The following is a 25,726-nucleotide window of genomic DNA, read 5'->3' on the forward strand; positions in this document are numbered from 1 at the left end:
GTATCTCATCGAGCTTTACGCGAGGCATTTCGCCCGATACCTTGCTGGAAGTCCTCAATAACTCTTCTTTCAAAAGTTGTATCTGCAAACTGTGACAGTTCTCGGTTTCGAAGTGCATTAACCACTGACTCTAGGTTATCATCTTTTCCAAAAATTCTCTTTGACAACAATTTTTCTGATATTTCGGTTGGTAAACCATACTCCTCTAGTGAGGAAAAAGAAGTGGGCTGGAAAAGGTGTTCAATAGACGCAGCAAAAGAAGTGTAATTACAGCCACTAACTCCTCTTCGAGAAAGTACGTAATTAGCTATCTCACTAAGAGCATTTAAATATTTGGGGTAATTGTACGAAGCCCATCCCCTAAGAAAAGCTAAAACATCTTCAACAGCGTCATCTGGTGATTTACCTTTGTCAATTTGGTTTTTAATCATATTTTTTTTAAAATTAGCAACGCTTCGGGTTTTGTACAATTCCCAGATCCAATACGTCATCATCTTTGAGGAACGCATTGCACTTTGGCGAGCTGACGATGCCCCTCCCAACTTGTCCCAAATAATTTCGGAGGAAAATAGTATGTCCTCCCATTGGGGCCTCGACGACCAGCAGCATTTATTCAGTTCACGAATGTCGAGGCCAAAAAGATATTTTGCGGTATCGAGTAAATATTCAGGTTCAATATTCGAAATATGTTTCAACAAATCAATTGGCAACACATCCTGGTGTAGTAGCTTGTCTACACGTCCCCTAATTGATTGAGGTATTTGTTCGGACGGAAGCTGTATTAACAAACTGCTAGGCGTCTTATCCGTTGGATTGATTGCTGGCATGTCAACAAAAGGTAATGTTTCTTGGGGCGGTGTTTCAAACACATACACATGCCCAATAAAATGCCTAAACATTCTTCCAGAACGTCCCCTGATGTTGTTAAAGGTGAAAAATTCGAGAGGTTTCTTGTCAAGTTTACTATCGTAAACTATGACATTTTTGGCTGCAGTATTGACCCCTTCTATTAGAGTAGAAGTACAAAGAAGAAGTTTAAGTTTCCCTTCTTCAAACGCTCTAACCATGAATCTACCAAGAGATCGAGGAAGCCTTCCGTGATGTATCCCAATTCCATGTTTGAGTGCTACCGATACGAGCCATTGGTCATGGTAATGATCAGCTGTCCATTTTGCTGCTTCTATTATTTCCAGGTCTTTTGATTGCTCAACGTGGCGAAGTTCAAGGTACTCTTTCAATACGTTTCTCGTACTGGCAGGCGACTGGCAATAAATCATTGTCTGTCCATCTAAAGAGTCCAATAAACGAGCCAATGCTTCTGGTTTATTAGGTTTTTTAGAAATCAGATGCAGTTCAATAGCAACTGTTTGGAAATCCTCTATAAGAAAACTACACCGAAGCCGTTCTCTTGCGATGTCTGGAATCGACTTAATTGATGGCCCGAGCATATAAAATTGTGCACCGGTCTTTAAAAGTTTCAATAACACTTGGTTCAACTGAGTAGCACGTCCACCATCATTTGCAATTGAAAGTTTGTAAAACTCGTCTATAACAAAAAAATCTACTTTTGGTATTTCATGTTCTAGCGAAAAAAACCGCTCTTGAGTGCAAACGAAAATATTGCGGTCGCCTAACCGCTGATTGCTTGTTGTTATAATTGCATATTTGTCAACAAATCTCGACATTCTTCGTCTAGTTTCTTCCACCAGAGCGAGGGTAGGAACAATCACAACTATGTTTTCAAAATCTTTGGAGGAAATTACGATATCGATAAGAAGACTTTTACCAAATGAGGTAGGCGCGCTCAAAATGACCGATTCGCCGGACAGAAGTTTTCGCAGGATTCGTCCTTGTGCACTGTGGAGTACAATATCCTCCATCACACCATCAGCACGATGGACTGCATGCAAAATTGCGCTCCGCAATGAGAGGTTGGTTAAGCCAGAACCTCCAACATAGGGAAACAAGCCAACCTGCATGGATAACTCATCAAGTATGTTTTGATACTCCTGTTTAAGCTGGTCCCTCATTTCCAATGCGCGGATTACGAACTCACGTCCCACTGAGGGATCAATGGAAGATACGCTTGAAATGGCTGCCAGAACTCCAAAAGGGTTTTGCACCCATTTTTTTGAACCGAGTAGCTGTCTTATTTCCTGAGTATTCATCATGCCTGCAGCGCCTTAAGCTTTGAATGGAGAGCCGTAACCAGAGCAACCTTCTCGTGCAGCGGGATAAAGATCACATGTACTGTTAAGGGCAACTTTTCCTTAAACTGCGCTTCGTATTTTTTTTCAAGTTTCATTCGCATTTTTTTAAAAGCGGCAGACATCTCTTTGCGGATATTATCTAAATATTCGTCATCAGATTTAGAGGTATTTCTGACTACATCACTATCATAAGTCAACAAAACAGGAATGCACGCCTTTTTAAAAACTTCGTCAAGAGAATGATTTCCATCAAGTAAGTCATTCAATGAGTTAGCTTCAGGCCAAGCAGGGTCAATTTTATTCCTTATTAATATAAATTCGTTTTTAAGGTAATCTGTTTCTAGATGAGTTATTATTTCATCACAAACATCATCTATCGCCCTAGTAATGTCATTATAAAATTTTGTTTCCCCGATCCAAAGTTCCAAATGCTGATCTTTCTTTACCACATGGACCGCATCGAACCCTTCAACCGTTTTATTTACAGAACTTTTATAATAAATTTTGCTAATTGCAGGTATAGTTTTGTAGATTTGCCTGATCGCTATATGAAGAAGTAGTTCTCCAAACTCCCCTCTCGATCCATATTTATCAGTCTGATAAATGATTCTAGCAGCTTTCTTTGTAAGACGTACAGCATTATGATGCCCTATTTCTTTCAATTCTGAATGACTCAAGGCAAACTCTGGTAGCCACTCCATTACATGGTCGGCAAGTTGATTATTTCTCCATTTTCCACGCTCAAACCCTGCACAAAGTGCTGAGTCATCGCCTTTGCCGCTATGATCGTGCAAAACTAAGCTGAGGAAATAATCAGGATGATTCATAATAACCTTATATTGAAACGAGAGAAGTTCTTTGAATCTTCAAAATATTAATGTCCGGTATGATACTTTTTAAACATCGCCAGATTCGCCTTTTTTTCGTGGTAAAGCATAAACAAATTTTCAATATTTCTGTCAGCAAACTTTACAACATACTGCATATCTGAGCCACTAGTAACAATAGAAGGGTGAAGGACAACTCGATTTTCCAATATAAACCCTAACACAATATCTCTGAACTTAGGTTCAGTGTGACAGTAATTTGCTTCCTCAATCGTAATCCGTAAACCTGTTTTGGAGCATATCATCGTACCACCAGCATCTTTGAATAATGTTGCTTTTTGCCGTGTTAGTTTCTCAGATACTGAGTAACGGCATGCCTCATAAAATTGTTGGGCGAGGCTGCTGGTAAATCCACGAATACATGAAATGTATGAAAAATCTGTTGTGGAACCGTCGTGTCGCTCCAAATGAAAGCAGCTTGTTGGGTGATTAGGCGACCTTTCTCGATAAAATGACCTGACGCCACAGCCTATTTTCTGGTCTGCTTCGGGATGTCGTTGAAGCAACTCATATAATATTGCATCGTCTTCAGGGGTCAATGTTTCTCCATCACGGTAGCGATTGAGCATATCTTTAAAATAACTGGTTGCCTCACTCTTAGATTTGAAAGATATGCTCGGTAGATCTATCCCTTGTGCCATAGGATTGCGCTCCAATTGTACCGGAATCGGCCTCTAGCAGTTGATGGTCAGTGTCACCGACCTGGAAATTAATTAGTTTTCAGATTAAGGGTTCTACATTTAAGAGGCCCTACTTTATTATCTCATTAGAATTAAATGGAGCCAAGTTTACTTTAAAATTTTTAAAAGGTCAAAAGCAAAAGTATATTAGCGCCGTGTTTATTGTTCCAATCGCACAAATAGTTAGCACACATTTATCACGCTTCTCTGACCTTAGGAGGTGGCTCGAAATTCGTTCCGACGTTGGTAGTTCAATTGCAATAAATGTGGCGGCGGAGTTTCCAGTTTCCCTTCACTCCGCCGCCGTTTTTGGTGGGGTTCCAGATCGAATCGGGACCGCAATTTCATAACTGACAACACACAGGCACAATACTACCCTTCAGCCCACTGCAACTACTGATTCTTCCTAAAGCATGTTGCTCATCTGATGATTGACGGTCACTTCAACCAAAACACCTTGCCATCCAACGCTTGATTGAGGAAAGAGGGGTCAGCCCTTGACATGAGACAAATGTCAGTGGTCGGTTGCGAGAAAGTTCTATGTCAGGGCTGCCCACCGGACTGCACATAAGGTAGCTACGTCCCGGCCTCCCCTCAGCATAAGTTTGAAAAGCAAAAGGGGACTTGAATGCTGCTGTGGAACGCTTGCCGGAACTTGGGATCTTGGGCGGGTCATGTAGTGGGTGGAAATGCAAAAGGGGACTGGCACCTGTCGGAGCCAGTCCCCCTGCATACGGAGGAAAAAAGGGAAAAAAGGTCAGCTCTCGACATGAGACAAATCGCCAGTGGTCCAGTGGTGAGGAAAAAGATAGCTCAGAGGTAGGCGGAATGGCAAAACTCTAGAGGGAACGCTCACTCATTGTTGCGAATACTCTTGCGCGTGCGGTGATTATGTGGCACTTTCACCGCATAATCTGCGGAGAATACTACATGGCAAACTATATCCATGAACGGGATGACTGGCCGAGGTTTCGCTGGAGCGACGCGCAACTGGTGGAAAAACTTGCAATGGTGCGCCACCGGCAGGGGCGCCTGATCGGCCGCATGGAGGCGCTTGGTTTTCCTCTGAGAGCGGAAGCCGTTCTTGAAACACTGACAGAGGATGTCCTGAGGTCCAGCGAGATCGAGGGCGAAATGCTGGACCGGGAACAGGTGCGTTCTTCTATTGCGCGTAGATTAGGGATGGAGATAGGTGCTCTGACCCAGGCCGACCGCCACGTCGAGGGGGTCGTCGAAATGATGCTCGATGCGACGCAACATTACACGTCCACTCTCATCGAAGAAAGGCTCTTTGCTTGGCACGCCGCCCTGTTTCCAACCGGCCGAAGCGGCATGTCGCGCATCACCGTCGGCGCGTGGCGCACCGATGCTTCAGGTCCCATGCAGGTCGTTTCCGGTCCCTTCGGCCGCGAAAAGGTTCATTACGAAGCGCCTGCCGCTTCGAGGCTTAACGCGGAAATGCGGACATTCCTCGAATGGTACAACGACGACAGCGGCATCGACCTCGTCCTTAAAGCCGGCGTGGCCCATCTGTGGTTCGTCACTCTTCATCCGTTCGAGGACGGGAACGGCCGGATTGCCCGTGCCATTGCCGACCAGATGCTCGCGCGGTCGGAGCAAAGCCCTCAACGGTTTTACAGCATGTCGTCGCAAATCCGGCAGGAGCGGAATGCCTACTACAAACTTTTGGAAACAACGCAAAAAGGCGACCTCAATATCACCAAGTGGCTGGAATGGTTCCTGAGTTGCCTTAATCGCGCGTTCGATGGCGCCGAGGCGACTTTGACACTAGTGCTAAAAAAGGCTCATTTCTGGGAGAAGTACGGGCCTTACCCACTCAATGACCGTCAGCGGCTCATTCTCAACCGTCTCCTTAACGGTTTCGAAGGCAAGCTCAATTCGTCAAAGTGGGCGAAGCTGTGCCATTGTTCACAAGACACCGCTCTACGGGATATCGGAGATCTCCTCCTGCGAGGCATCCTCGCAAAGGAACCAGGTGGCGGACGAAGCACGAGCTATATTCTTGCTGATGATGCCCATTTCGAAACTGCTGAATGAAATGCAAAAAAGGGGACTGGCACCTGTCGGAGCCAGTCCCCTGAAAATGAAAAAGGCGCCAGGTTCTAAACCGGGCGCCTCTCGTATATTGGTTGCGGGGATAGGATTTGAACCTATGACCTTCGGGTTATGAGCCCGACGAGCTACCAGACTGCTCCACCCCGCGTCATGTGCAACTCGACCTTTATACTACAGCGGCCACTCCAAGTCAATGTAAACATTTCCCAAAAGCATTTAACAGGGATAAAGGGGATGAAAGGGATAACTGCTAAACCTGTTAATCTATATCCAGTGTATCCCCTTCATCCCTGTTTGCTTAATCTTTGCTGGCCTGCGGCCGGGGCGAATGATTATTCGCCTCTACATTACTTCTTTCCTGTCAGCCTCTGCCGCACGACCTCGAAGAGGAAAATCCCTCCGGCGACGGAGGCGTTCAGGGAGTTGACGCCGCCCTGCAACGGGATGCTGACGACTTCGTCACAGCCCTTTCTCACCAGGGGACGGATCCCCTCCCCTTCCCCACCGATGACCAATGCGACTCGTCCGGTGAAATCCTGCTGGTAAAGAGTGCTCTTGGCGGAGCCGTCGGCTCCGTAGATCCAGAAACCGCCCTTCTTCAGCGTTTCCAGCGCCTGAGAGATGTTAGTGACCTGTACCACGGGCACGGTTTCGGTGGCACCGGCGGAGGACTTCTCAACTACGGCGGTGACGCCTGCGGCGCGATCCTTAGGGATGACCACGGCGTGGGCACCGGCACAGGCTGCGCTGCGGATCAGGGCACCGAGGTTATGCGGGTCCTGCACGCTGTCCAGAACGAGGATGAGTCCATTCTGGTTGCCTTCCAGCCCTTCAAGCACGTCATCGAGATCTGCATAGGGAAACGGCTCGACTTTCAGGGCGACACCCTGGTGGTGCTCAGTGCCGCAGAGGCGGCTCAGGTCGCCCTTCTCGCGCTGGCGCACCGGGACTTTCTTCTCGGCGGCCAGCTTCAAGAGCTTTTCCAGGCGTTTGTCCGCGCTGGTGCCGGCGACGAACAACTCGAAGATGCGACGGCTGCCACGCAGGGCTTCGGTGACCGGGTTCAGTCCGTAGATGATTTCTTCTTTTGCGCTCATAGATTCCTTTGAAGGTCAAAACCGTCGCACACGGATTTAACGGAAATCACGGATAAAAACGGATTAAACAAGCTCTTGGTTAAAACAAAAGCCTTGCTCGATCTGCCTTTATCCGTGCCTTTTCCGACTCGATCCGCGTGCGACGGTTTTCCAGCTTTACCCTGCGACGATTTCGTCGACGATCTTCTGGGCGGCTTCGGCCGGGCTCTGGGCGGCGGCGATGGGACGACCGATGACTAGGTAGTCGGAGCCGGCTTTGACGGCTTCGGCCGGGGTCATGATGCGCTTTTGGTCGTCGGCGGAGGCGAAGCTGGGACGGACGCCGGGGGTGACCACCAGGAAGTCCTTGCCGCAGGCTTCCCTGATCAGCCCTACTTCCTGCGGGGAGGCGACCACACCGTCAACGCCGGCGCTCTTGGCAAGCTTGGCGAGCTTCACCACCATCTCGGGGACCGGCAGATCGATGCCGATGCCGCGCAGGGTCTCTTCGTTGGAGGAGGTGAGCACGGTGATGGCAAGGACCTTGGGACGCGGGGTGCAACCGCTGAAGTTCTTGTCCAGCTTCTCCATGGTTGTGTTCATCATCTCGTAGCCGCCCATGGCGTGCAGGTCGCACAGCTGAACGCCGAGGTTGGCGGCTTCGAGGGCTGCCATGGCGACGGTGTTGGGGATGTCGTGGTATTTCAGATCGAGGAACACTTCGCCGCCACACTTCTGGATCATGCGAACCGCGGCGGGGCCGCAGGCGGTGTAGAGTTGTTTGCCGACCTTGAACATACCGACGTGCTGGGAAAGGAGCTCGGCCCAGTACTGCACGTCGCTGAATTCCTTCACGTCCATGGCAAAAATGATCTTCTTGATTGCTTCTTCTCTAGTCATAGTCAAAATCCTTGAAATCAAAACCATTGGCCACGGAGAAAATCTGAGAACTTCGGAGAAAACCTGACACCGGAAAGGCTTTAAGGGGTTACCCCAAAACGCTTTGGACTTTCGCCTCTCTCAGATTTTCTCAGATTTTCTCCGTGGCCAATGGTCTTCGGTTTTATGCCTGCAATGCCTCTTTGACGGCTGCCTTCACCTTGGCTACGGCTTCGGCGATGGGCAGTATCTCTACTTCGCCGCCCCTTCTCTCTTTAAGCTCAACCTTCCCTTCGGCCAGGGTCTTGGCGCCAACGACGATCCGCAGCGGGATGCCGATCAGGTCGGCGTCCTTGAACTTGAAGCCGGGACGCTCGTCACGGTCGTCGAGCAGCACTTCGACGCCTGCTTCCATCAGCTCGTTGTAGATCTGCTCGGAGGCGGCCTTCACTTCGTCGTCTTTCGCGGAAAGCGCGGAGACGATGCAGTGGAACGGCGCGATGGGGATCGGGAAGATGATGCCGTTCTCGTCGTGATTCTGCTCGATGCAGGCGGCGACGGTACGCCCGATGCCGATGCCGTAGCACCCCATGAAGATGATCTGCTCTTTGCCGTTGGCGTCGAGGAAGCTCGCGTTGAGCGCCTTGGAGTACTTGGTCCCCAGCTTGAAGACGTGGCCGACTTCGATGCCGCGCCAGATCTCCAGCTTGCCGCTGTCGCAGCGCGGGCAGGGGTCGCCGATAACGACGTTCCTGATATCGACGTACCCTTCCACCTGGAAGTCGCGGCCGATGTTGACGTTCTTGAGATGGGTGTCGGCGGCGTTGGCGCCGGTGACGAAGTTGTGCATCCCCTGCAGCGAGAGGTCGGCAACGACCTTCACCTTGCCGGCCAGGCCGACCGGGCCTGCGTAGCCGGTGGGTGCGCCGGTCACCTTGAGGACGACGTCGTCTTCTGCCATCTCCAGCTCGGCGGCACCGAGGTGGTTCTTCAGCTTGATCTCGTTCAGGTCGTAGTCGCCGCGCAGCAGCGCCACGACCGGCTCGCCATCGGCGACCACGATCAGGGTCTTCACCACCTGGGTCGCGTTAACGCCGAGGAAGGCGGAGACGTCTTCGATGCTCTTCTGGCCCGGGGTGGCGACGTGCTCCATCGGGCGCGGGTCGGCGTGCTCCACGGCGTCGCTCTTCCTGGTCTCGGCCTTTTCCATGTTGGCCGCGTACTCGCAGCAGGAGCAGGAGACGATGGCGTCCTCGCCGGAGTCGGCGAGCACCATGAACTCGTGGGAGTAGTTGCCACCGATGGAGCCGGTGTCGGCCTCGACGGCACGGAACTTCAGGCCGCAGCGCTCGAAAATGCGGCGGTAGGCCTTGTACATCTTCTCGTAGGAGACGTCGGCACCCGACTCGTTCACGTCGAAGGAGTACGCGTCCTTCATGATGAACTCGCGGCCGCGCATAAGTCCGAAGCGCGGGCGGATCTCGTCGCGGAATTTGCCCTGGATCTGGTACAGGTTAATCGGCATCTGGCGGTAGCTGCGGATCTCCTTGCGGATCAGGTCGGTGATGACTTCTTCGTGGGTCGGTCCCATGCAGAACTCGGCGTCCTTCCTGTCCTTGAAGCGCAGCAGTTCCTTGCCGTAGAATTCCCAGCGCCCCGACTCCTTCCAGAGTTCGGCCGGCTGCACGGCGGGCATGAGGAGCTCGATGGCCCCTGCCCTGTTCATCTCCTCGCGGACGATCTGCTCCACCTTGCGGATGGAGCGCAGCCCCAGCGGCAGGTAGTTGTAGATGCCGGCGGCGAGTTTGCGGATCATGCCGGCGCGCAGCATGAGCTTGTGGGAGATGACCTCCGCGTCAGAGGGGGTTTCCTTGACGGTGGGGATGAAATACTGGGAATAACGCATTCGTTCGACCTCTGAGTGAATTTAAAAGCAAAAAGCAAACCGGTAACAGGGAGAAAATCTGAGGAAATCTGAGACTACAAAAACGGAGAAAAACTTTTTTTAAGTCTCTAGCCTTTCTCAGACGTCCTCAGATTTCCTCCTTGTGAATGGTTTCAGGTTTTAAGGTTTTAAAACTTCTTCTATCAGCGCATCTGCAAGCTTGTCCTGGGGGACTTTGCGCAGGATCTCGCCGTGCTTGAAAAGGAGCCCTTCTCCCCTGCCGCCGGCGATACCGAAATCGGCTTCGCGCGCCTCGCCGGGCCCGTTCACGGAACATCCCATGACGGCCACCGTGATGTTCTTGTCCAGGTGCGCCAGGCGACGCTCGACTTCCTCGGCGACGGGTATGAGATCGATCTGGCACCTGCCGCAGGTCGGGCAGGAGACAAAGTTGATGCCGCGCTGCCTGATCCCCAGCGACTTGAGGATGTCGTAGGCGACCCGCACCTCGTGCACCGGATCGCCGGTGAGGGAAACGCGCATGGTGTCGCCGATCCCCTGGTGCAGCAGGATGCCGAGGCCCACGGAGGACTTGATGGTGCCGGAGAAGATGGTGCCGGCCTCGGTGACGCCGATATGCAGCGGGTAATCGACGGCGTCGGAGAGGAGCCGGTACGCCTCCAGGGTGCGCAACACGTCGGAAACCTTGATGGAAATCTTGATCTCCTGGTAGTTGAGCTCTTCCAGTATCCTCACGTGCCCCAGGGCGGATTCGACCATGGCCTCGGGTGTGGGATGCCCGTACTTGACCAGGAGCTCCTTCTCCAACGATCCGCCGTTGACACCGATCCGGATCGGGATCTGACGCTCGGCGGCAGCCTTGACCACCTCGGCGACCTTCCAACGCTCGCCGATGTTGCCCGGGTTCAGGCGCAGACCATCGACGCCGGATTCCAACGCTTTCAGGGCCAGTTTGTAGTCGAAGTGGATATCGGCGATGAGCGGCATGGGGCTGCCCGCTTTGATGGCGGCCAGGGCCTGGGCGGCGTCCATGTCGGGGACGGCGCAGCGCACGATCTCGCAGCCGGCTTCGGCAAGGCGGCCAATCTGGTCGAGGGTCGCAGCGACGTTTCTCGTGTCGGTGGAACACATGGACTGTACGGAGCAGGGAGCGCCGCCACCGATCGGCACGTTGCCTATCTTTATCTGCCGGGTGAGCTTTTTCATAGCGGGACATAGTAGCTAAATCTATGGGGAAAAGCAAGGAGGATCACCCCCCTACCGTCACTGCGGGCGGCAGGGGCGATTACCAAATTCCTGCGCCACTAATTAGCGAGAGGACTATACTGGGCCTATTGGAGGTAAAAGACACAGGAGGTAGCTGTCATGAGTAAATTGGATCTGCTGAACCCAACCAACAGCACGGTCATCTTTATCGACTTCCAGCCTCAGATGACTTTCGGCGTTGCCAGTATCGACCGGCAAACACTTTTCAACAACGTGATCCTGTTGGCGAAAGCCGCCAGGATCTTCCACGTCCCCACCATCCTCACCACCGTCGAAACCAAGAGCTTCTCGGGCAACATGTGGCCCCAGCTTTTGGACATTTTCCCGGACAACGACATCATCGAACGCAGCTCCATGAACTCCTGGGATGACCCGAAGTTCGTGGAAGCGGTGCAGGCCACCGGGCGCACCAAGCTGATCATGGCCGCGCTCTGGACCGAGGTTTGCCTGGCCTTCCCCGCACTTGAGGCCATGAAGGCTGGATTCGAGGTGTACGCGGTGGAGGACGCCTCCGGCGGCACCAGTGTGGCCGCGCACAACGCGGCCATGCGGCGCATCGAGCAGGCCGGAGCGGTGCCGATGACCTCGCTGCAGGTACTGCTGGAGTACCAGAGAACCTGGGCCCGCAAGGAGACCTATGACGAGGTGATCGGCGTGGTGAAGGAACATTGCGGTGCCTACGGACAGGGGGTCGAATACGCCTACACCATGGTGCACGGCGCGCCGGCCAGCCGCAGTTTGTTGAGGAAATAGCGGCGGCAGACTCTACCCTCGCCCTCCGGGAGAGGGTGGTCGCAGGCCGGGTGAGGGAGATACTCCTCGTCTGTCGCTGCGTGACAACGCCCTCACCCCAACCCTCTCCCAGAGGGAGAGGGAGCATGGACAGTGGCAACGCCCTCACCCCACCCCTCTCCCAGAGAGAGAGGGGGTATGGACAGGGGCGACGCCCTCACCCCAACCCTCTCCCAGAGGGAGAGGGGGTATGGACAATCGCAACGCCCTCACCCCAACCCTCTCCCAGAGGGAGAGGGGGGTATGGACAGTCGCAACGCCCTCACCCCAGCCCTCTCCCAAAGGGAGAGGGGGTATGGACAGGGGCGACGCTGGCTGAATTTATAAAAGGGCTGTACTTCCGGCAGGCAGGGGCTCAGCTCTCTGCCTGCTTCTCTTTTGGGAGGCAAGGTATGAAAGGACCGGACCTCATCATACATAACGGCAAGATCAGCACGCTGGACGCCCAAAGCCCGGAGGCTTCGGCCATCGCGATAAGCGACGGCAGGGTGGAGGCTCTCGGCGGCGAAGAGTTGACCGCGACAGCGGATGACCACACGCAGTTGATTGACGCGAAGGGGCGTCGGGTGATCCCGGGGCTGAACGACTCGCACATACACGTGATCCGTGGAGGACTGAACTTCAACATGGAACTGCGCTGGGACGGCGTGCCCTCGCTCGCGCTGGCGCTGGAGATGCTCATGGAACAGGCGAAGCGGACCCCGCCGCCGCAATGGGTGCGGGTCATCGGCGGCTGGACCGAATTCCAGTTTGCAGAGCGACGCATGCCCACTCTCGATGAGCTGAACCTGGCGGCGCCAGATACGCCCGTCTTCATCCTGCACCTGTACGACCGCGCCCTGGTGAACCGCGCTGCGCTGCATGCGCTCGGATACGGCAAGGACACGCCCGATCCGCCGGGTGGGATGATCGAGCGGGACAGAAACGGCAACCCTACGGGACTGTTGATCGCGAAGCCGAACGCGATGCTGCTCTACGCAAGCCTCGCCAAGGGGCCCAAGCTCGACTTCGAGGACCAGGTGAACTCGACGCGCCACTTCCTCAGGGAGCTGAACCGGCTCGGTCTCACCAGCGCCATCGATGCCGGCGGCGGTTTCCAGAATTACCCGGACGACTACCGCGTTATCCAGGAGTTGGCCAAAATGGGAGAGTTGCCGCTGCGAATCGCCTACAACCTGTTCACGCAGCACCCGAAAGGGGAGCTGGCTGACTTCTCACAGTGGGTCACCATGACACAGCCGGGACAGGGGGACGATTTCCTGCGCATGAACGGCGCCGGAGAGATGCTGGTGTTCTCGGCCGCCGATTTCGAGGATTTCCTGGAGCCGCGCCCGGACCTCCCCGTAATGATGGAGGAGGAGCTTACGGCGGTGGTGCGGTTGCTGGCTGAGAAACGATGGCCTTTCCGTCTGCACGCGACCTACAACGAATCGATCACGCGTTTCCTGGACGTGTTCGAGGCGGTGAACCGGGACATCCCGTTCAACGGGCTGCGCTGGTTCTTCGATCACGCCGAGACCATCACGGCGGAGAACCTGGAGCGGGTCAAGGAACTGGGGGGCGGCATCGCCATCCAGAACCGGATGGCCTTCCAGGGTGAATATTTCCTCGACCGGTACGGCGAGCGGGAAACCTCACATACCCCGCCGGTGCGCAGCATGATGGCCATGGACATCCCGGTGGGCGCCGGTACCGACGCGACACGGGTGGCGAGCTACAATCCATGGCTGTCGCTGTATTGGCTGGTCAGTGGACGCACCATCGGCGGAACGCTGCTCTACCCGGAGGCGAACCACCTGAGCCGTATGGAGGCGCTCAGGCTGTACACCGAGGGGAGCAGCTGGTTTTCCGGCGAGGAAGAAAAGAAAGGGAACCTCACCCCCGGGGCCTTGGCGGACCTGGCGGTGCTCTCGGCTGACTACTTCGAGGTTCCTGAGAAGGAGATCAAGGGGATCGAATCGGTGCTGACGGTGGTCGGCGGAAAGGTAGTGTACGGCGGCGAGGAGTTCGGCAACCTGGTACCGCCGCTGCCGGTGAGCCCGGACTGGTCGCCGGTGGGAAGATTCGGCGGCTACCACCGCGGCGACGCGTCGGCTCCCCTTGCGGCGCACAAGCAGGCCGAACCGGCACACCGCCACACGCGCATCTGGCTACCAAGCCAGCGGCGTTTCTGGGACTTAGGGTGCGATTGTTTCGCGTGGTAGGTCCTCAGCGGTGCGCGTAAACGCCGAGGAGCTCGGTCTGCGCCAGGATCTTGCCGCGCATGGCGCGGTCGAGTTCCTTCCGGGTGCTGTTGGAGGGAAGGTTGAGGCGCTCTGAGAGTGCGTAGAGACGGAAATAATACCGGTGCTGCCCGGACGGCGGGCACGGCCCGCCGTAGCTTTTGCGCCGCCAACTGTTCTCTCCCTGCTGCGCCCCGCGCGGGACCGTTCCCTGGCCAATCTGCGTGGTGGTCGGATCGATGTTCCAGAGCACCCAATGCGTCCAGGTCCCCCCTGGGGCATCGGGATCGTCCATGATCAGGGCGAGCGATCGAGCTTCCTTGGGTACTCCCGCGATGGCGAGCGGCGGACTGGCGTCGGATCCATCGCAGGTGAAGGTGGCGGGAATGCTGCCGGAGTTACTGAAGGCACTACTGGTCAGCTTCAACTGCGCCCTGGCCTCCTTAGCCCCCCTTGCCTCCGTCGCCTGCAACGTTACGGCACACGATAGAGCCAGCACGATGGCACACAATAACCTCTGCCTGAAACCGATCATGGCATACCTCCCGGTCTGTGAAAGCTTTGTCCTTCCCACTCTTAGCCCAGTGACTCTTCGGCAACACCGCTGAGTGTAACTATTGAACGCTACTCTGCAAGGTCCCCCCACAATTCGGCGGTTGACATGGCCTTGTTTTCCCTTTAAGTATGAAGGCATGAAAAATACCAGAAAACCAAAGCAATTCTCTGACAGTTCCAAACCCTTTCGCAAAGAAACATCCAAAGTACCCGCGGCGAAAAAGCCCGCTGCCAGGCCTGAGCGCCCTGCCACAGCCGACCCCATCAGCGGGAAGAGCGCACGCCCGGCTGCGCACAAGCCGCGCGATCAGCGCGATCAGCGCGACCAGCGCGAGCACGCACCCGCCAGGGGTATAAAGAGGACCGACGCAAAAGGATCCGAGAGGCAGGCGAAGGGTGGGAATGCACGCCCGGCCCGCGCCGCCGAAGAGCGCCACCCCGCGCTGCATAGCGGGCAGGTGCTGGAAGTCCAGATACAGACCAACAATGACGAAGCCTATGGGGTCGCCTACCACGAGGGGACCAGGATCCTCGTCGCCGGGGGACTGGCCGGCGAAACCCTGGTGGTCAAGATCACCTATGTCGGGCGCAGGGAATCCTTCGCCAACATCATAAAGATCCTGAAAAGGTCGCCCGACCGCGTCCCCTCTCCCGCCTGCACTATGGGCAGGGCCTGCGACGGCTGCGGCCTGATGCAGATGCGCTACCCGGCCCAGCTCTCCTGGAAGAAGGGGCTGGTCACCAGGCAGATCCGGAAATACCCCTCGCTTGCCGACGCGGTCATCCACGACACCATGGCCTCGCCCAACGAGCTTGGCTACCGCAATACCGCCAAGCTGGTGGTCGCGGGCAAGCACGGCGACCCGGTGATCGGCATCTATCGGCGCAACAGCCACGATGTCTTGGAGATCGCGGACTGCGCCCTGCACCACCCGCTGATCAACAAGGTGGTCAAGGCCGCCAAGGCGGGCATCAAGAAGGGGAAGGTACAGATCTACAACCCGAAGAGCGAGATGGGACTGTTGCGTTACCTCGTGGTGCGGGTGGCCGAGCCGAGCAACCAGGTGATGGTGGTGTTCGTTACCACCGACCAGGGTTACAACGAGATGCACCATCTGGCCAAGTTCATCCAGCAGGCGGTGCCCGAAGTCGCCGTGGTGGCGCAAAATATCAACACCTCGACCGGCAACGTGATCTTCGGCCACAAGGACCGCTCCATCACCAAGGCGCAGACCTTGAAGGCCTACATCGGGGACAAGAGTTTCAACCTGTCGCCGCATTCCTTCTTCCAGGTGAACAGCGGCGCGGCCCGCATCATCTACGAGAAGGTGCGCGAGTTTGCGCGTCTGACCGGCAAGGAGCGGGTGATCGACCTTTACTGCGGCATCGGCGGGATCTCGCTGTTCCTGGCCGACAAAGCCCGCGAAGTGGTGGGTATCGAAGTGGTAGATGCGGCCGTCGCCGACGCCACCGCCAACGCGGCCATGAACCGCGCCGAAAACTGCAGCTTCGAGGCCGGCGACGCCGTCCACCTCATCGACGAGATCGGCGAGGAAGGTGGCGCCGACCTGATCGTACTCAATCCGCCCCGGAAGGGTTGCGACGAGAAGGTGCTGAAGAGCGTGGCGGCCATCAAGCCGCAGCGTATCATCTACGTCTCCTGCTCACCCGAGACGCTGGCGCGCGACCTGGATATCCTGGCGCAGCTGGGTTACAAGACGCTGGAAGTGCAGCCGGTGGACATGTTCCCGCAGACGGTGCACGTCGAGGACGTGGCACTGCTGGAAAAGGTCTAAACCCATAAAATGAACAGGGATGAAGGGGATGCAGGGGATACAACCTCCGGACGTATATCCCCTTAATCCCCTTCATCCCTGTTTCTTTTGCTTTCTTCGCGGTTTCGCGGCTTGGCGTGAGACGAGGATTCTATGGATCGGCTGATCGCGGCGTTGAAAGACTTTTTCCCCAAGCACCTCCACTCCTCCATTTTCATGGTAGGCGGCATGGTGCGGGACGTGCTCTTAGGGGTCGAGTGCCAGGACGTGGACCTGGCCGCGGCCGTTCCCGTCTCTGAGCTCTCCGCGCTGGGCTTTCGGCTGGTCGAGTCCAAAAGCACCCCCAACATCTACTTCCGCTTCAAAGACCCCTTCGGCAAGGTCGAGATCACCTGGCTCCCCACGCTCGACGCCCTCCCCGACGACCTCTCCCGACGCGACTTCACCGTTAACGCCATGGCCATGTCATTGGAGGGCCGCCTCTCCGATCCTCTCGGCGGTCAAGCCGACCTCCAGCGACGCACCCTGCGCTGCTGCAGTCCCACCAGCCTGACCGACGACCCCTTGCGCATCCTGCGTGGCTTTCGTTTCGAGTGCGAGGGGTGGCGCCTGGATGCTGAGGCGGAAGCGATCCTGCAAGGCCGGGATTGGTCGGCGGAGTTGCAGCGGATACCGGTGGAGCGGTTTTCCCAGGAGATGCTGAAGGCGATCCCCAAGGAGGACCCGTCCCGCTTCTTCCGCCGCATGGTACAGTTCGGGATCGGCACCAACTTCCTTCCCGAGATCTTCCGCATGGCGGAGATAACGGCTGGGCCGCCCCAGCACCACCCCGAGGGGGACCTGCTCACCCACTCGCTGCAGGTGCTGGAGCGGATGGCACAACTGACGCCGGATCCTACCGCCCGCTTCTGCGCCCTCTTCCATGACCTTGGCAAGCTGTACACGCCGCCGGAGCTTCATCCCAAGCACCACGGGCACGACGCCCTGGGCGCCCAGCAGGTGCCGGCCTTCTGCAAGAGGCTCCGTCTGCCGGTCGCGCTGCAACGCGCGCTGCAGGCGATCAACAGGCTGCACAACAACGCCAACCGCTGGGAGGAACTTCGGGATTCGACCAAGATCAGGCTGGCGCTTGATGCCATCAAGGGGGGAATTCAGGATTTCCTGCCGTTGCAGGTGGCGGCGGACTTTCACGCCTCCATGCCGGGGTGGGAGGTGGCGCTGGAGGTGGCGAGGATGAACGCGGCGCAGCTGGGAATTGATCCGGCGCTGCTGGACAATAAAGAGGTGCCGCCGGAAAAGTTGCAGCAGATTATCATGCAGCATAGGGTGGAGCAGTTAAAAAAAGGCGTCCAAGACTAAAATCCATTCCAGTAACCGTCCCTCTCCCTGTCCCTCTCCCTCCGGGCGAGGGGACGTAGGCTGCTGCCTTTCCGCGATTCCCCCCATTTTCAACTAGCCTCCAAGCCTAGCGCGTTCCCGCCCCCGGAGGGGGAGGGACAGGGAGGGGGCTTCCGTTCATCACCTTCCTCACCTCACCAGGCAAAAGGTTGAAAAGAACCGCCACCTCCTCGGCGGCAACCGAAGCTAATCCCTATTTCAATTTTGCAGCGTTGACGGCGCGGTCCAAGCCGAGTTTGGGAACGGAACTGTCGTAGATCATCTCGAACATGTGCTCGATCCGGAAGAAGGCTGCCAACACGGCGGGATCGAAGTGGGCGGCGGGGTTGATCCGGTCGTCTCCGTTTCTGAACACGTCCAGGGTTTCCTGGTGGGTCATGGCTCCCTTGTAACTGCGCCGGGAACGGAGGGCGTCGTAGACGTCGGCGACCTTCACGATGCGGCCCGAGAGCGGGATCCGCTCTCCCTTGAGCCGCTTGGGATAACCGGTGCCGTCCCAGTTCTCGTGATGGGAGATCGCAATCTCCCTCGCAATCCTCAGTCTGGGAGAGTCGCCTATGATCTCTGAGCCGTAGGCGGGATGCTGGCGCACCAGCTTCATTTCCCTTGGGGTCAGCCTCCCCTCCTTGAGCAGGATCTCGGTCGGAATGCGAATCTTGCCCACGTCGTGCATCTGCGCGGACATCGACATATCTTCCACGAACTCGGTGTTGTATCCCATGTTGGCGGCAAGCGCCCCCGCGTAACGGTTGACACGCAGGATGTGATGCCCGGTATCGGGCTCCGCGGCTTCACATGCCCGGGCCAGGGCCTGGATGGCGTAGTGGAAAGCGTGCTCGGTCTCGCGCATGCCGTTGGAAACGGTGACCAGTGAACCTATCATGACCGCGGCACTTCTGAGGACGTCGGCGTCGTACTCGGTCACGTGCCCGGCATAGTTGAATGCTTCGATGACGCCGCGGACGTCGCCGCTGATGCGGCAGCTCACGAAATTGAGGATCGGCTCTCCCATGGCCGCTACCACCTGCGGGTGGAAGAAGGTTTGGAATTCCTCCACGGTGGCGCAACTATCGGTCCAGTTCAGTGCCACCGCTTCGCTGCCCCCCTCGACCATGAGCAGGTTGCTGGCGTAGGTGGAGCCGGGTTCGATGGTGATCTGGTCGGAGCGTTCCAGGAGTTCGCCGTGCCTTAAGTGAAAAACGCGACCGTTGCAGCAGACCGCACCGGGCCCTTCGTTGGCGATGAGGATGCCGCTCGGCCCGCGGCGACCGTTGCCGCCCAAGAGCTTCCCAAGCACCTCGCGGTACAGTTCGTCGCTGCTGAACTTGCGGCGGGTCAGATCCTTGAGGGTCTCGTCGGTCAACCCTATGAGATCCAGGGTCTGTCTGAGCGCCATGTGACACAGTTCCTGGGGCATGCTCTCTTCCTTTATGGCCGAGTTAAGAGTGGCCTCTTCTTTATAACTGATGCCAAAGAAACTTCAACGGCTTTGTAATTTAACGCAAAGACGCAAAGGCGCAAAAACTGCAACAGCATAAAATCAAGACTGTTGACTAAGGCCCTGTTCTATCTGCTTTTGACGTGCCACTTTGCGGCTTTGCGCCTTTGCGTTAAGAAACAGCCTTTAAAGGTTTAGCTTCTGAATAAAAAAAGGCCCGGCTGTTGAGCCGGGCCTTTCCTTTGTTACTGGTGTCAGGACAATTAGGCGCGTGCTGCGATGGCTTTCTCGTAGCCCATCTGGAACGCCTTCTTGTTCAGCTCCATGAAGGCCTCCGGCACACGGGCCAGAACCGCCTTCTCGGCGCCTTCCTTGGTGACCACGCCGGTCAGTGCCACCATGGCGCCCAGCGCCACGATGTTGGCCACGATCTCACGGCCGACTTCGTTCTTGGCGGTGTTGATGATCGGGAAGGCAACGGTGTTGAAGTTCCCTTTGGGGACGTTCTTCACCAGGTCGGAGTCGATCAGCAGCACGCCCCCTTCCTTCAGGTCATGGGAGTACTTGTCGGCTGCTTCCTGGGTCAGCGCGAGCAGCGCGTCAACCACGGTCGCCTTCGGGTAGTCGATCATGGTGTCGGAAACGATGACCTCCGACTTGGATGCGCCACCCCTTGCCTCGGGGCCGTAGCTCTGGGACTGAACTGCCTGCTTGCCGTCGTAGATGGAAGCGGCTTCTGCCATGATGACGCCGGCGAGGATGAGACCCTGCCCACCAGCCCCGGAAAATCTGATTTCATATCTCTGAGACATCTGAGGTTCTCCTCCTTTGTTATTTCTTGGCGCGCTCAATGACCTTCGCGTATTCGTCGGTGTAGTTCGGACGCTCTTCCTTGTACAGAACACCGGTGAGGATCTTGCCTTCGAGCTGTTCGGCAGTCATCTTCTCGGCGGCCTTGACCGGAACGGCGATGTCCTTCAGGCGGTTCATCATCTCGATGACCGACTTGAACTTGTTGCGGCGACCGTAGGTGGTCGGGCAGTCGTCCAGGATCTCGACGACGGAGAAGCCTTTGTGCTGGATGGCTTCCGCGATCAGCTTGTCGATCTGGGTTGCGTGGTAAGCGGTGCCACGTGCCACGAAGGTGGCGCCGGCGCCGATAGCCAGCTTGGCGACGTCGAATGCCGGGTCGGGGTTGCCGTACACGGTGGTGGACGCCTTGGCGCCGGTCGGGGTGCAGGGGGAGAACTGGCCGCCGGTCATGCCGTAGATGTTGTTGTTCATGATGATGTAGGTCATGTCGATGTTACGACGGCAGGCGTGGATGAAGTGGTTGCCGCCGATCGCGGTACCGTCGCCGTCGCCGCCCACCAGGATGACGTTCATCTCCGGCTTGGCCATCTTGACGCCGGTTGCGAAAGCGGCGGCGCGGCCATGCGCGGTGTGCAGGGTGCAGAAGTCCATGTAGCCGGGGAGACGCGAAGCGCAGCCGATGCCGGAAACGATGGCGGTGTTGTCCTTCTGAAGACCAAGGGTGTCGATCGCGCGGATCAGGCCTTTCATGACAATGCCGTGACCGCAGCCCGGGCACCAGATGTGCGGCAGCTTGCCGGGACGGATGTACTTATCGTAATCAAAAGCCATGTTACTTAACCTCCTTGATCTTTTCGAGGATCTGCCCCGGGTTGATCGGCTCGCCGTCAACGCGGAAGATGCCGTGGACCGCTGCCTTGCCTTCTGCGCAGCGCTTCACTTCACCGGTGCACATGCCGAGGTTCATCTCCGGAGTGATGAACGCCTTCACCTTGCCGGCGAGAGCGGCGATCTGCTTATCCGGGAACGGCCAGAAGGTCTTGATCCTGAACAGGCCGGCCTTGATCCCCTGCTTCCTGGCCTCGTTCACTGCGAAACGGGCGGAACGGGAGGTGGAGCCGAAGGCCACGATGGCTACTTCTGCGTCGGCAAGTTCGTACTCTTCGAACTGGACGATGTCGTCGACGTTGGCGTCGACCTTGCGCACCTGGCGCTCTTCCTCGGCCTGCACCCAGGCAGCCTTGGTGGTCGGGAAGCCGTCCTGGCCCTTGTTGAGACCGGTCACGTGGAAGCGGTAGCCGCTACCGAAAGCCGCCAGCGGCGGCACGTCGCCGAAGCTGGTGTCGTACGGCTTGTACTCGGCCGGTGCGACGGTCGGAGCGGTCCTGTTGATGACTTCCAGCTCGCCCGGCTCCGGGAACACGATGCGCTCGCGCATGTGGGCCACGATCTCGTCCGGCATGACCATGACCGGGGTGCGGTATTTCTCGGCCAGGTTGAAGGCGCGCACGGTCTCTTCGAAGAGCTCCTGCACGGAGGCCGGGGTGAGGCAGATGGCCGGGTGGTCACCGTGGGTGCCCCACTTGGCGCACATGACGTCGGACTGGGAAGGGCCGGTCGGCATACCGGTGGAGGGGCCGCCCCTCATGACGTTGACGATGACGCACGGGGTCTCGGCGATGCAGGCGTAGCCGATCAGCTCCTGCTTGAGGGAAAGGCCCGGGCCGGAGGTCGCGGTCAGTACTTTGGCGCCGGTAAGCGAAGCGCCGATGACGGAAGCCATGGCACCGATCTCATCTTCCATCTGAATGAATTTACCGCCGATCTTCGGAAGCTCGACAGACATAACCTCTGCCACCTCGGTAGAGGGTGTAATCGGATAACCGCCGAAGAACGTGCACCCGGCGTAGAGTGCCCCCTGTGCGGCAGCTTCGTTCCCCTGAAGGAATGCAACTTTTTTAGCCACTTTCATACCTCCTAAGATTGTTTACGATACTTTGATTGCAAAATCAGGGCATCTCAGCTCGCACTGCATGCACTTGATGCAGGCCTCAAGGTTCTTGACGCTTGCCACAAAGCCCTTCATTTCCAAGACCTTGGTGGGGCAGAATTCCACACAGATGTGGCACCCCTTGCAGTACTTCTCGATGATCTCGATGTTCGCCGGTGTTTTCTCCATCAACGTAGCTCCTTTGACAAATTGCCCTCGCAGGCTGTGCAAATTGTGGGGTTATAACACATAGTGTTTACAAAATGCAAGTGCTCGGATTTTGGCCCAAACTGTCTGTTTTTGTAAAAAGGGGGTAGAGAGGGGAAACCTCCCTACCCCCTGGTAGTACCACGCAAGCTGCCTGTTACTTCATGGAACCAACGAGTTCCTTAACGGCGGCAACCGACTTGTCCATCATGGCCTGCTCTTCGGCATCGAGTTCGAACTCGAGGATCGCCTCGACGCCGTTGGCGCCCAGGACGCAGGGAACGCCGACGTAGAAGCCTTTCACGCCGAACTCGCCGTTGAGGAACGCGCAGGTCGGGAGGACGCGCTTCTGGTCCTTCAGGATGGACTCAGCCATGCAGATGGCGGAGGAAGCCGGGGAGTAGAAGGCGGAACCGGTCTTCAGGAGAGCGACAACTTCGCCGCCTGCACCGCGGGTCCTCTTGACCATGGCGTCCATGATTTCCTTCGCCTTAGCCTTGTCCTTGTACTTCTTCTCGAGCAGTTCCATGACCGGGATGCCGTTCACGGAGGCGTAGCGCACCAGCGGCACCATGTCGTCGCCGTGGCCGCCCAGGGTCATCGCGTTCACGTCCTTCACGGAAACGCCCAGTTCCCAGGCGATGAAGGTCTTGAAGCGTGCGGAGTCGAGGACGCCGGCCTGGCCGATGACGCGGTTGTAGGGGAAGCCGGTGATCTTCTGGCACAGGGTCACCATCGCGTCGAGCGGGTTGGAGATGACGATGACGAAGGAGTTCGGTGCGTGAGCCTTGATCCCTTCCGCGACGGAGGTCATGATCTTGGAGTTGACCTCGATCAGGTCGTCGCGGCTCATGCCCGGTTTACGGGGCAGACCTGCGGTGACGATGACCACGTCGGCGCCGGCGATGTCTTCGTAGCTGTTGGTCCCCTTGAGGCAGCAGTCGAAGCCGTCAACCGAGCCCACCTCGGCGATGTCCAGCATCTTGCCCTGCGGCAGGCCTTCCACGATGTCGAACATCACCACGTCACCCAGTTCGCGCAGAGCGCAGAGCTGAGCAAGGACGCCGCCAATCTGACCACCACCGATAAGTGCGATTTTCTTACGTGCCATGTTTTCTTCCTCCGTTAATTAAATGTGATGTGTACGGTACAACGGAATTTACTGTTTACGCCTCTTAAGCGATAGAGTCAATAATCGCGTTCAGGGTTGCGCTCGGACGCATAGCAGCTTCGGTCTTGGCATCGTCCGGGTGGTAGTAGCCGCCCATGTCGACCGGCTTGCCCTGGGCGCCGATGAGCTCTGCGTTGATCTTCTCTTCATTGTCCTGCAGTGCCTTGGCAACCTTGGCGAATTTGGCGGCGAGGTCCGCGTCCTTGGTCTGGGCGGCAATGGCCTCGGCCCAGTACATGGCCAGGTAGAAGTGGCTGCCGCGGTTGTCGATCTGGCCTACCTTACGCGCCGGGTTCTTGTTCTGATCCAGGAACTTGGTGTTGGCGGCGTCGAGGGTCTCGGCGAGGAGAGCAGCCTTGTCGTTCTTGAAGGTGGCTGCCAGGTGCTCGAGGGAGACGGCCAGGGCCAGGAACTCGCCCAGGGAATCCCAGCGCAGGTAGCCTTCCTGCTGGAACTGCTGTACGTGCTTCGGAGCGGAGCCGCCCGCACCGGTTTCGAAGAGGCCGCCGCCCGCCAGAAGCGGAACGATGGAGAGCATCTTCGCGGAGGTGCCGAGCTCGAGGATCGGGAACAGGTCGGTGAGGTAATCCCTCAGGGCGTTACCGGTGACGGTGATGGTGTCTTTGCCGGCCTTGGCCCTGGGGAGGGTGAATTTCATGGCCTCTACCGGGGACATGATGTGGATCTCGAGACCGGTGGTGTCGTGATCCTTCAGGTAGGTGTTCACCTTCTCGATCATCTGGGCGTCGTGGCCGCGGTTCTTGTCGAGCCAGAATACGGCCGGAGCGCCGGTGGCGCGGGCACGGCTGACGGCAAGCTTGACCCAGTCACGGATCGGGAGATCCTTGGCCTGGCAGCCGCGCCAGATGTCGCCCTGCTCGACCTGGTGCTGGATCAGCACTTCGCCGGCGGCGTTGACGACGCGCATGGTGCCGTTGAGCGGTGCGACGAAGGTCTTGTCGTGGGAGCCGTACTCCTCTGCCTTCTGTGCCATGAGACCGACGTTGGAGGTCGCACCCATGGTGGTCGGGTCGAACTGGCCGTTCTGCTTGCAGAAGTCGATGCACTCCTGGTACCACGCGGAGTAGCAGGTATCCGGGATGACGCACTTGGTGTCGGCGAGCTTGCCGTCCGGGCCCCACATCTTACCGGAGTCGCGGATCACGACCGGCATGGAGGCGTCGATGATGATGTCGTTGGAGGCGTGCAGGTTGGTGATCCCTTTGTCGGAATCTACCATGGCCAGCGGCGGCTGCTTGGCGTAGGTGGCCTGGATGTCGGCCTCGATCTCGGCCTTCTTGCCTGCCGGCAGCTTCTCGAGTTTCTTGTACAGGTCGCCCAGGCCCAGGTCGGCGTTGACGCCGATCTCTTTGAAGGTGGCCTCGTGCTTCTCGAAGACATCCTTGAAGTAGACGGAGACGAAGTGACCGAAGATGACCGGGTCGGAGATCTTCATCATGGTCGCCTTCAGGTGCACGGAGAAGAGGATCCCTTTTGCTTTGGCGTCGTCGATCTGCTCCTGGATGAACTTCCTGAGGGCGCGGACGTTCATGAAGGAGCCGTCCAGAATCTCGCCGGCCTGCAGCGGGAGCTTCTCCTTGAGCACGGTCACGTTGCCCAGGTTGTCAACGAACTCGATCTTGGCGGTGGTGGCCTCTTTCAGGGTCACCGACTTCTCGGAGTGGTAGAAGTCACCGGCGTTCATGTGGGAAACGTGGCTCTTGGAATCAGAGGACCAGGCGCCCATCTTGTGCGGGTGCTTCTTGGCGTACTCTTTCACGGCCTTGGCGACGCGGCGGTCGGAGTTGCCTTCACGCAGTACCGGGTTGACGGCGGAACCGAGCACCTTGGCGAAGCGGGCGTGCAGCGCCTTCTCTTCTTCGGTCTTGGGCTCTTCCGGGTAGTTGGGGATGTTGTACCCCTGGCTCTGCAGCTCGGCGATGGCGGCTTTGAGCTGCGGAATGGAGGCGGAGACGTTGGGGAGCTTGATGATGTTGGCTTCCAGCTTCTGGGTCAGCTCACCCAGGTAGGCCAGCTCGTCGGCGATCCTCTGCTCCGGGGTCAGGTTCTCCGGGAAGTTCGCGATGATCCTGCCTGCCAGGGAGATGTCCCTGGTCTCGACCTCGACGCCGGCTGCCTTGGTGAAGGCGTTGACGATGGGGAGCAGGGAGTAGGTTGCCAGTGCGGGGGCCTCGTCGATCTTGGTCCAAACGATCTTAGTCTGTGTTGTCATGATCTCTCCTTGGGTTTTATACGAAGCTCAAATACAAAATGCTGGGAATGGCAGCGCTGCCATCGCCCGACATGGTGTTTTATTAGCCTGCGGGAGCCCGTCAACAACCTTCCGTCCGTCCCCGAGGAGGGGCCTTCGCGGCGACTCTCGAA

General features: G+C 57.1%; 20 protein-coding genes and 1 tRNA gene. 5 read left to right on the forward strand and 16 right to left on the reverse strand.

Going from position 1 to position 25,726, the window contains the following annotated elements:
- Nucleotides 1-5 precede the first annotated feature (5 nt).
- Genes H7687_RS14805 through H7687_RS14815 form a run of 3 tightly spaced genes read right to left on the reverse strand, consistent with a single transcriptional unit; the run spans nt 6 to nt 3,738 of the window.
- Complete coding sequence (locus H7687_RS14805) at nt 6-2,168, reverse strand: DEAD/DEAH box helicase (RefSeq protein ID WP_198424642.1); 2,163 nt, start codon at nt 2,166-2,168, stop codon at nt 6-8.
- Complete coding sequence (locus H7687_RS14810) at nt 2,168-3,037, reverse strand: HamA C-terminal domain-containing protein (protein ID WP_183348745.1); 870 nt, start codon at nt 3,035-3,037, stop codon at nt 2,168-2,170. The genes H7687_RS14805 and H7687_RS14810 overlap by 1 nt, the downstream gene beginning before the upstream one ends.
- 47 nt (nt 3,038-3,084) lie before the next feature.
- On the reverse strand, nt 3,085-3,738 hold the full coding sequence (locus H7687_RS14815) for a DCL family protein (protein ID WP_183348747.1): 654 nt from the start codon (nt 3,736-3,738) through the stop codon (nt 3,085-3,087).
- A gap of 969 nt (nt 3,739-4,707) precedes the next feature.
- Between H7687_RS14815 and H7687_RS14820 the strand changes: the two genes are divergently transcribed.
- Nucleotides 4,708-5,835 carry a Fic family protein gene (locus H7687_RS14820; protein WP_183348748.1) on the forward strand — a complete coding sequence of 376 codons (1,128 nt, stop codon included), beginning with the start codon at nt 4,708-4,710 and terminating at the stop codon, nt 5,833-5,835.
- An 89-nt stretch (nt 5,836-5,924) separates the two neighbouring features.
- Here the strand turns inward: H7687_RS14820 and H7687_RS14825 are convergent.
- From H7687_RS14825 to ispG, 5 genes are all read right to left on the reverse strand, one after another.
- A tRNA-Met gene (locus H7687_RS14825) sits at nt 5,925-6,001 on the reverse strand.
- A 199-nt stretch (nt 6,002-6,200) separates the two neighbouring features.
- On the reverse strand, nt 6,201-6,950 hold the full coding sequence (gene rlmB, locus H7687_RS14830; RefSeq protein ID WP_183348749.1) for a 23S rRNA (guanosine(2251)-2'-O)-methyltransferase RlmB: 750 nt from the start codon (nt 6,948-6,950) through the stop codon (nt 6,201-6,203).
- Nucleotides 6,951-7,106: 156 nt separating this feature from the next.
- The gene (gene pyrF, locus H7687_RS14835; RefSeq protein ID WP_183348750.1) at nt 7,107-7,829 is read right to left on the reverse strand and encodes an orotidine-5'-phosphate decarboxylase; all 723 of its coding nucleotides are present in this window, start codon (nt 7,827-7,829) and stop codon (nt 7,107-7,109) included.
- Between the two features lie 163 nt (nt 7,830-7,992).
- The gene (locus H7687_RS14840) at nt 7,993-9,714 is read right to left on the reverse strand and encodes a proline--tRNA ligase (RefSeq protein WP_183348751.1); all 1,722 of its coding nucleotides are present in this window, start codon (nt 9,712-9,714) and stop codon (nt 7,993-7,995) included.
- Between the two features lie 159 nt (nt 9,715-9,873).
- Nucleotides 9,874-10,920: a flavodoxin-dependent (E)-4-hydroxy-3-methylbut-2-enyl-diphosphate synthase gene (ispG, locus tag H7687_RS14845; protein WP_183348752.1), complete on the reverse strand. Its 1,047-nt coding sequence runs from the start codon at nt 10,918-10,920 to the stop codon at nt 9,874-9,876.
- A gap of 159 nt (nt 10,921-11,079) precedes the next feature.
- On the opposite strand from ispG, the gene H7687_RS14850 reads away from it, so the two are divergent.
- The gene (locus H7687_RS14850; protein ID WP_183348753.1) at nt 11,080-11,733 is read left to right on the forward strand and encodes a hydrolase; all 654 of its coding nucleotides are present in this window, start codon (nt 11,080-11,082) and stop codon (nt 11,731-11,733) included.
- Between the two features lie 431 nt (nt 11,734-12,164).
- Nucleotides 12,165-13,976 (forward strand): amidohydrolase, encoded by a 1,812-nt coding sequence (locus H7687_RS14855; protein WP_183348754.1) that lies wholly within the window; start codon nt 12,165-12,167, stop codon nt 13,974-13,976.
- A 4-nt stretch (nt 13,977-13,980) separates the two neighbouring features.
- On the opposite strand, the gene H7687_RS14860 is transcribed toward H7687_RS14855, so the two are convergent.
- Nucleotides 13,981-14,529, reverse strand: coding sequence for a YbhB/YbcL family Raf kinase inhibitor-like protein (locus H7687_RS14860; protein WP_183348756.1), 549 nt, complete (start codon nt 14,527-14,529; stop codon nt 13,981-13,983).
- Nucleotides 14,530-14,686: 157 nt separating this feature from the next.
- Between H7687_RS14860 and rlmD the strand changes: the two genes are divergently transcribed.
- Both rlmD and H7687_RS14870 read left to right on the forward strand, forming a co-directional pair.
- Nucleotides 14,687-16,345, forward strand: a complete 1,659-nt coding sequence (gene rlmD / locus H7687_RS14865; RefSeq protein ID WP_246404913.1) for a 23S rRNA (uracil(1939)-C(5))-methyltransferase RlmD — start codon at nt 14,687-14,689, stop codon at nt 16,343-16,345.
- Between the two features lie 132 nt (nt 16,346-16,477).
- Nucleotides 16,478-17,683 carry an HD domain-containing protein gene (locus H7687_RS14870; RefSeq protein ID WP_183348758.1) on the forward strand — a complete coding sequence of 402 codons (1,206 nt, stop codon included), beginning with the start codon at nt 16,478-16,480 and terminating at the stop codon, nt 17,681-17,683.
- A gap of 232 nt (nt 17,684-17,915) precedes the next feature.
- Here the strand turns inward: H7687_RS14870 and H7687_RS14875 are convergent, their stop codons facing one another.
- The 7 genes from H7687_RS14875 to H7687_RS14905 all read right to left on the reverse strand — a co-directional run bounded on the left by H7687_RS14875 (nt 17,916) and on the right by H7687_RS14905 (nt 25,574).
- Nucleotides 17,916-19,139, reverse strand: coding sequence for an HD-GYP domain-containing protein (locus tag H7687_RS14875; RefSeq protein WP_183348760.1), 1,224 nt, complete (start codon nt 19,137-19,139; stop codon nt 17,916-17,918).
- Nucleotides 19,140-19,423: 284 nt separating this feature from the next.
- On the reverse strand, nt 19,424-19,972 hold the full coding sequence (locus H7687_RS14880; protein ID WP_183348762.1) for a 2-oxoacid:acceptor oxidoreductase family protein: 549 nt from the start codon (nt 19,970-19,972) through the stop codon (nt 19,424-19,426).
- A gap of 19 nt (nt 19,973-19,991) precedes the next feature.
- On the reverse strand, nt 19,992-20,804 hold the full coding sequence (locus H7687_RS14885; protein WP_183348764.1) for a 2-oxoacid:ferredoxin oxidoreductase subunit beta: 813 nt from the start codon (nt 20,802-20,804) through the stop codon (nt 19,992-19,994).
- 1 nt (nt 20,805) lies between these two features.
- Nucleotides 20,806-21,939 carry a 2-oxoacid:acceptor oxidoreductase subunit alpha gene (locus tag H7687_RS14890; protein ID WP_183348766.1) on the reverse strand — a complete coding sequence of 378 codons (1,134 nt, stop codon included), beginning with the start codon at nt 21,937-21,939 and terminating at the stop codon, nt 20,806-20,808.
- 21 nt (nt 21,940-21,960) lie between these two features.
- The gene (locus H7687_RS14895) at nt 21,961-22,152 is read right to left on the reverse strand and encodes a 4Fe-4S binding protein (protein WP_129126504.1); all 192 of its coding nucleotides are present in this window, start codon (nt 22,150-22,152) and stop codon (nt 21,961-21,963) included.
- Nucleotides 22,153-22,327: 175 nt separating this feature from the next.
- The gene (gene mdh, locus H7687_RS14900) at nt 22,328-23,281 is read right to left on the reverse strand and encodes a malate dehydrogenase (RefSeq protein ID WP_183348768.1); all 954 of its coding nucleotides are present in this window, start codon (nt 23,279-23,281) and stop codon (nt 22,328-22,330) included.
- A 64-nt stretch (nt 23,282-23,345) separates the two neighbouring features.
- Nucleotides 23,346-25,574, reverse strand: a complete 2,229-nt coding sequence (locus H7687_RS14905) for an NADP-dependent isocitrate dehydrogenase (RefSeq protein WP_183348770.1) — start codon at nt 25,572-25,574, stop codon at nt 23,346-23,348.
- Nucleotides 25,575-25,726 lie beyond the last annotated feature (152 nt).

The sequence above is a fragment of the Geomonas paludis genome, assembly GCF_014193585.1.
Classification (GTDB): domain Bacteria; phylum Desulfobacterota; class Desulfuromonadia; order Geobacterales; family Geobacteraceae; genus Geomonas; species Geomonas paludis.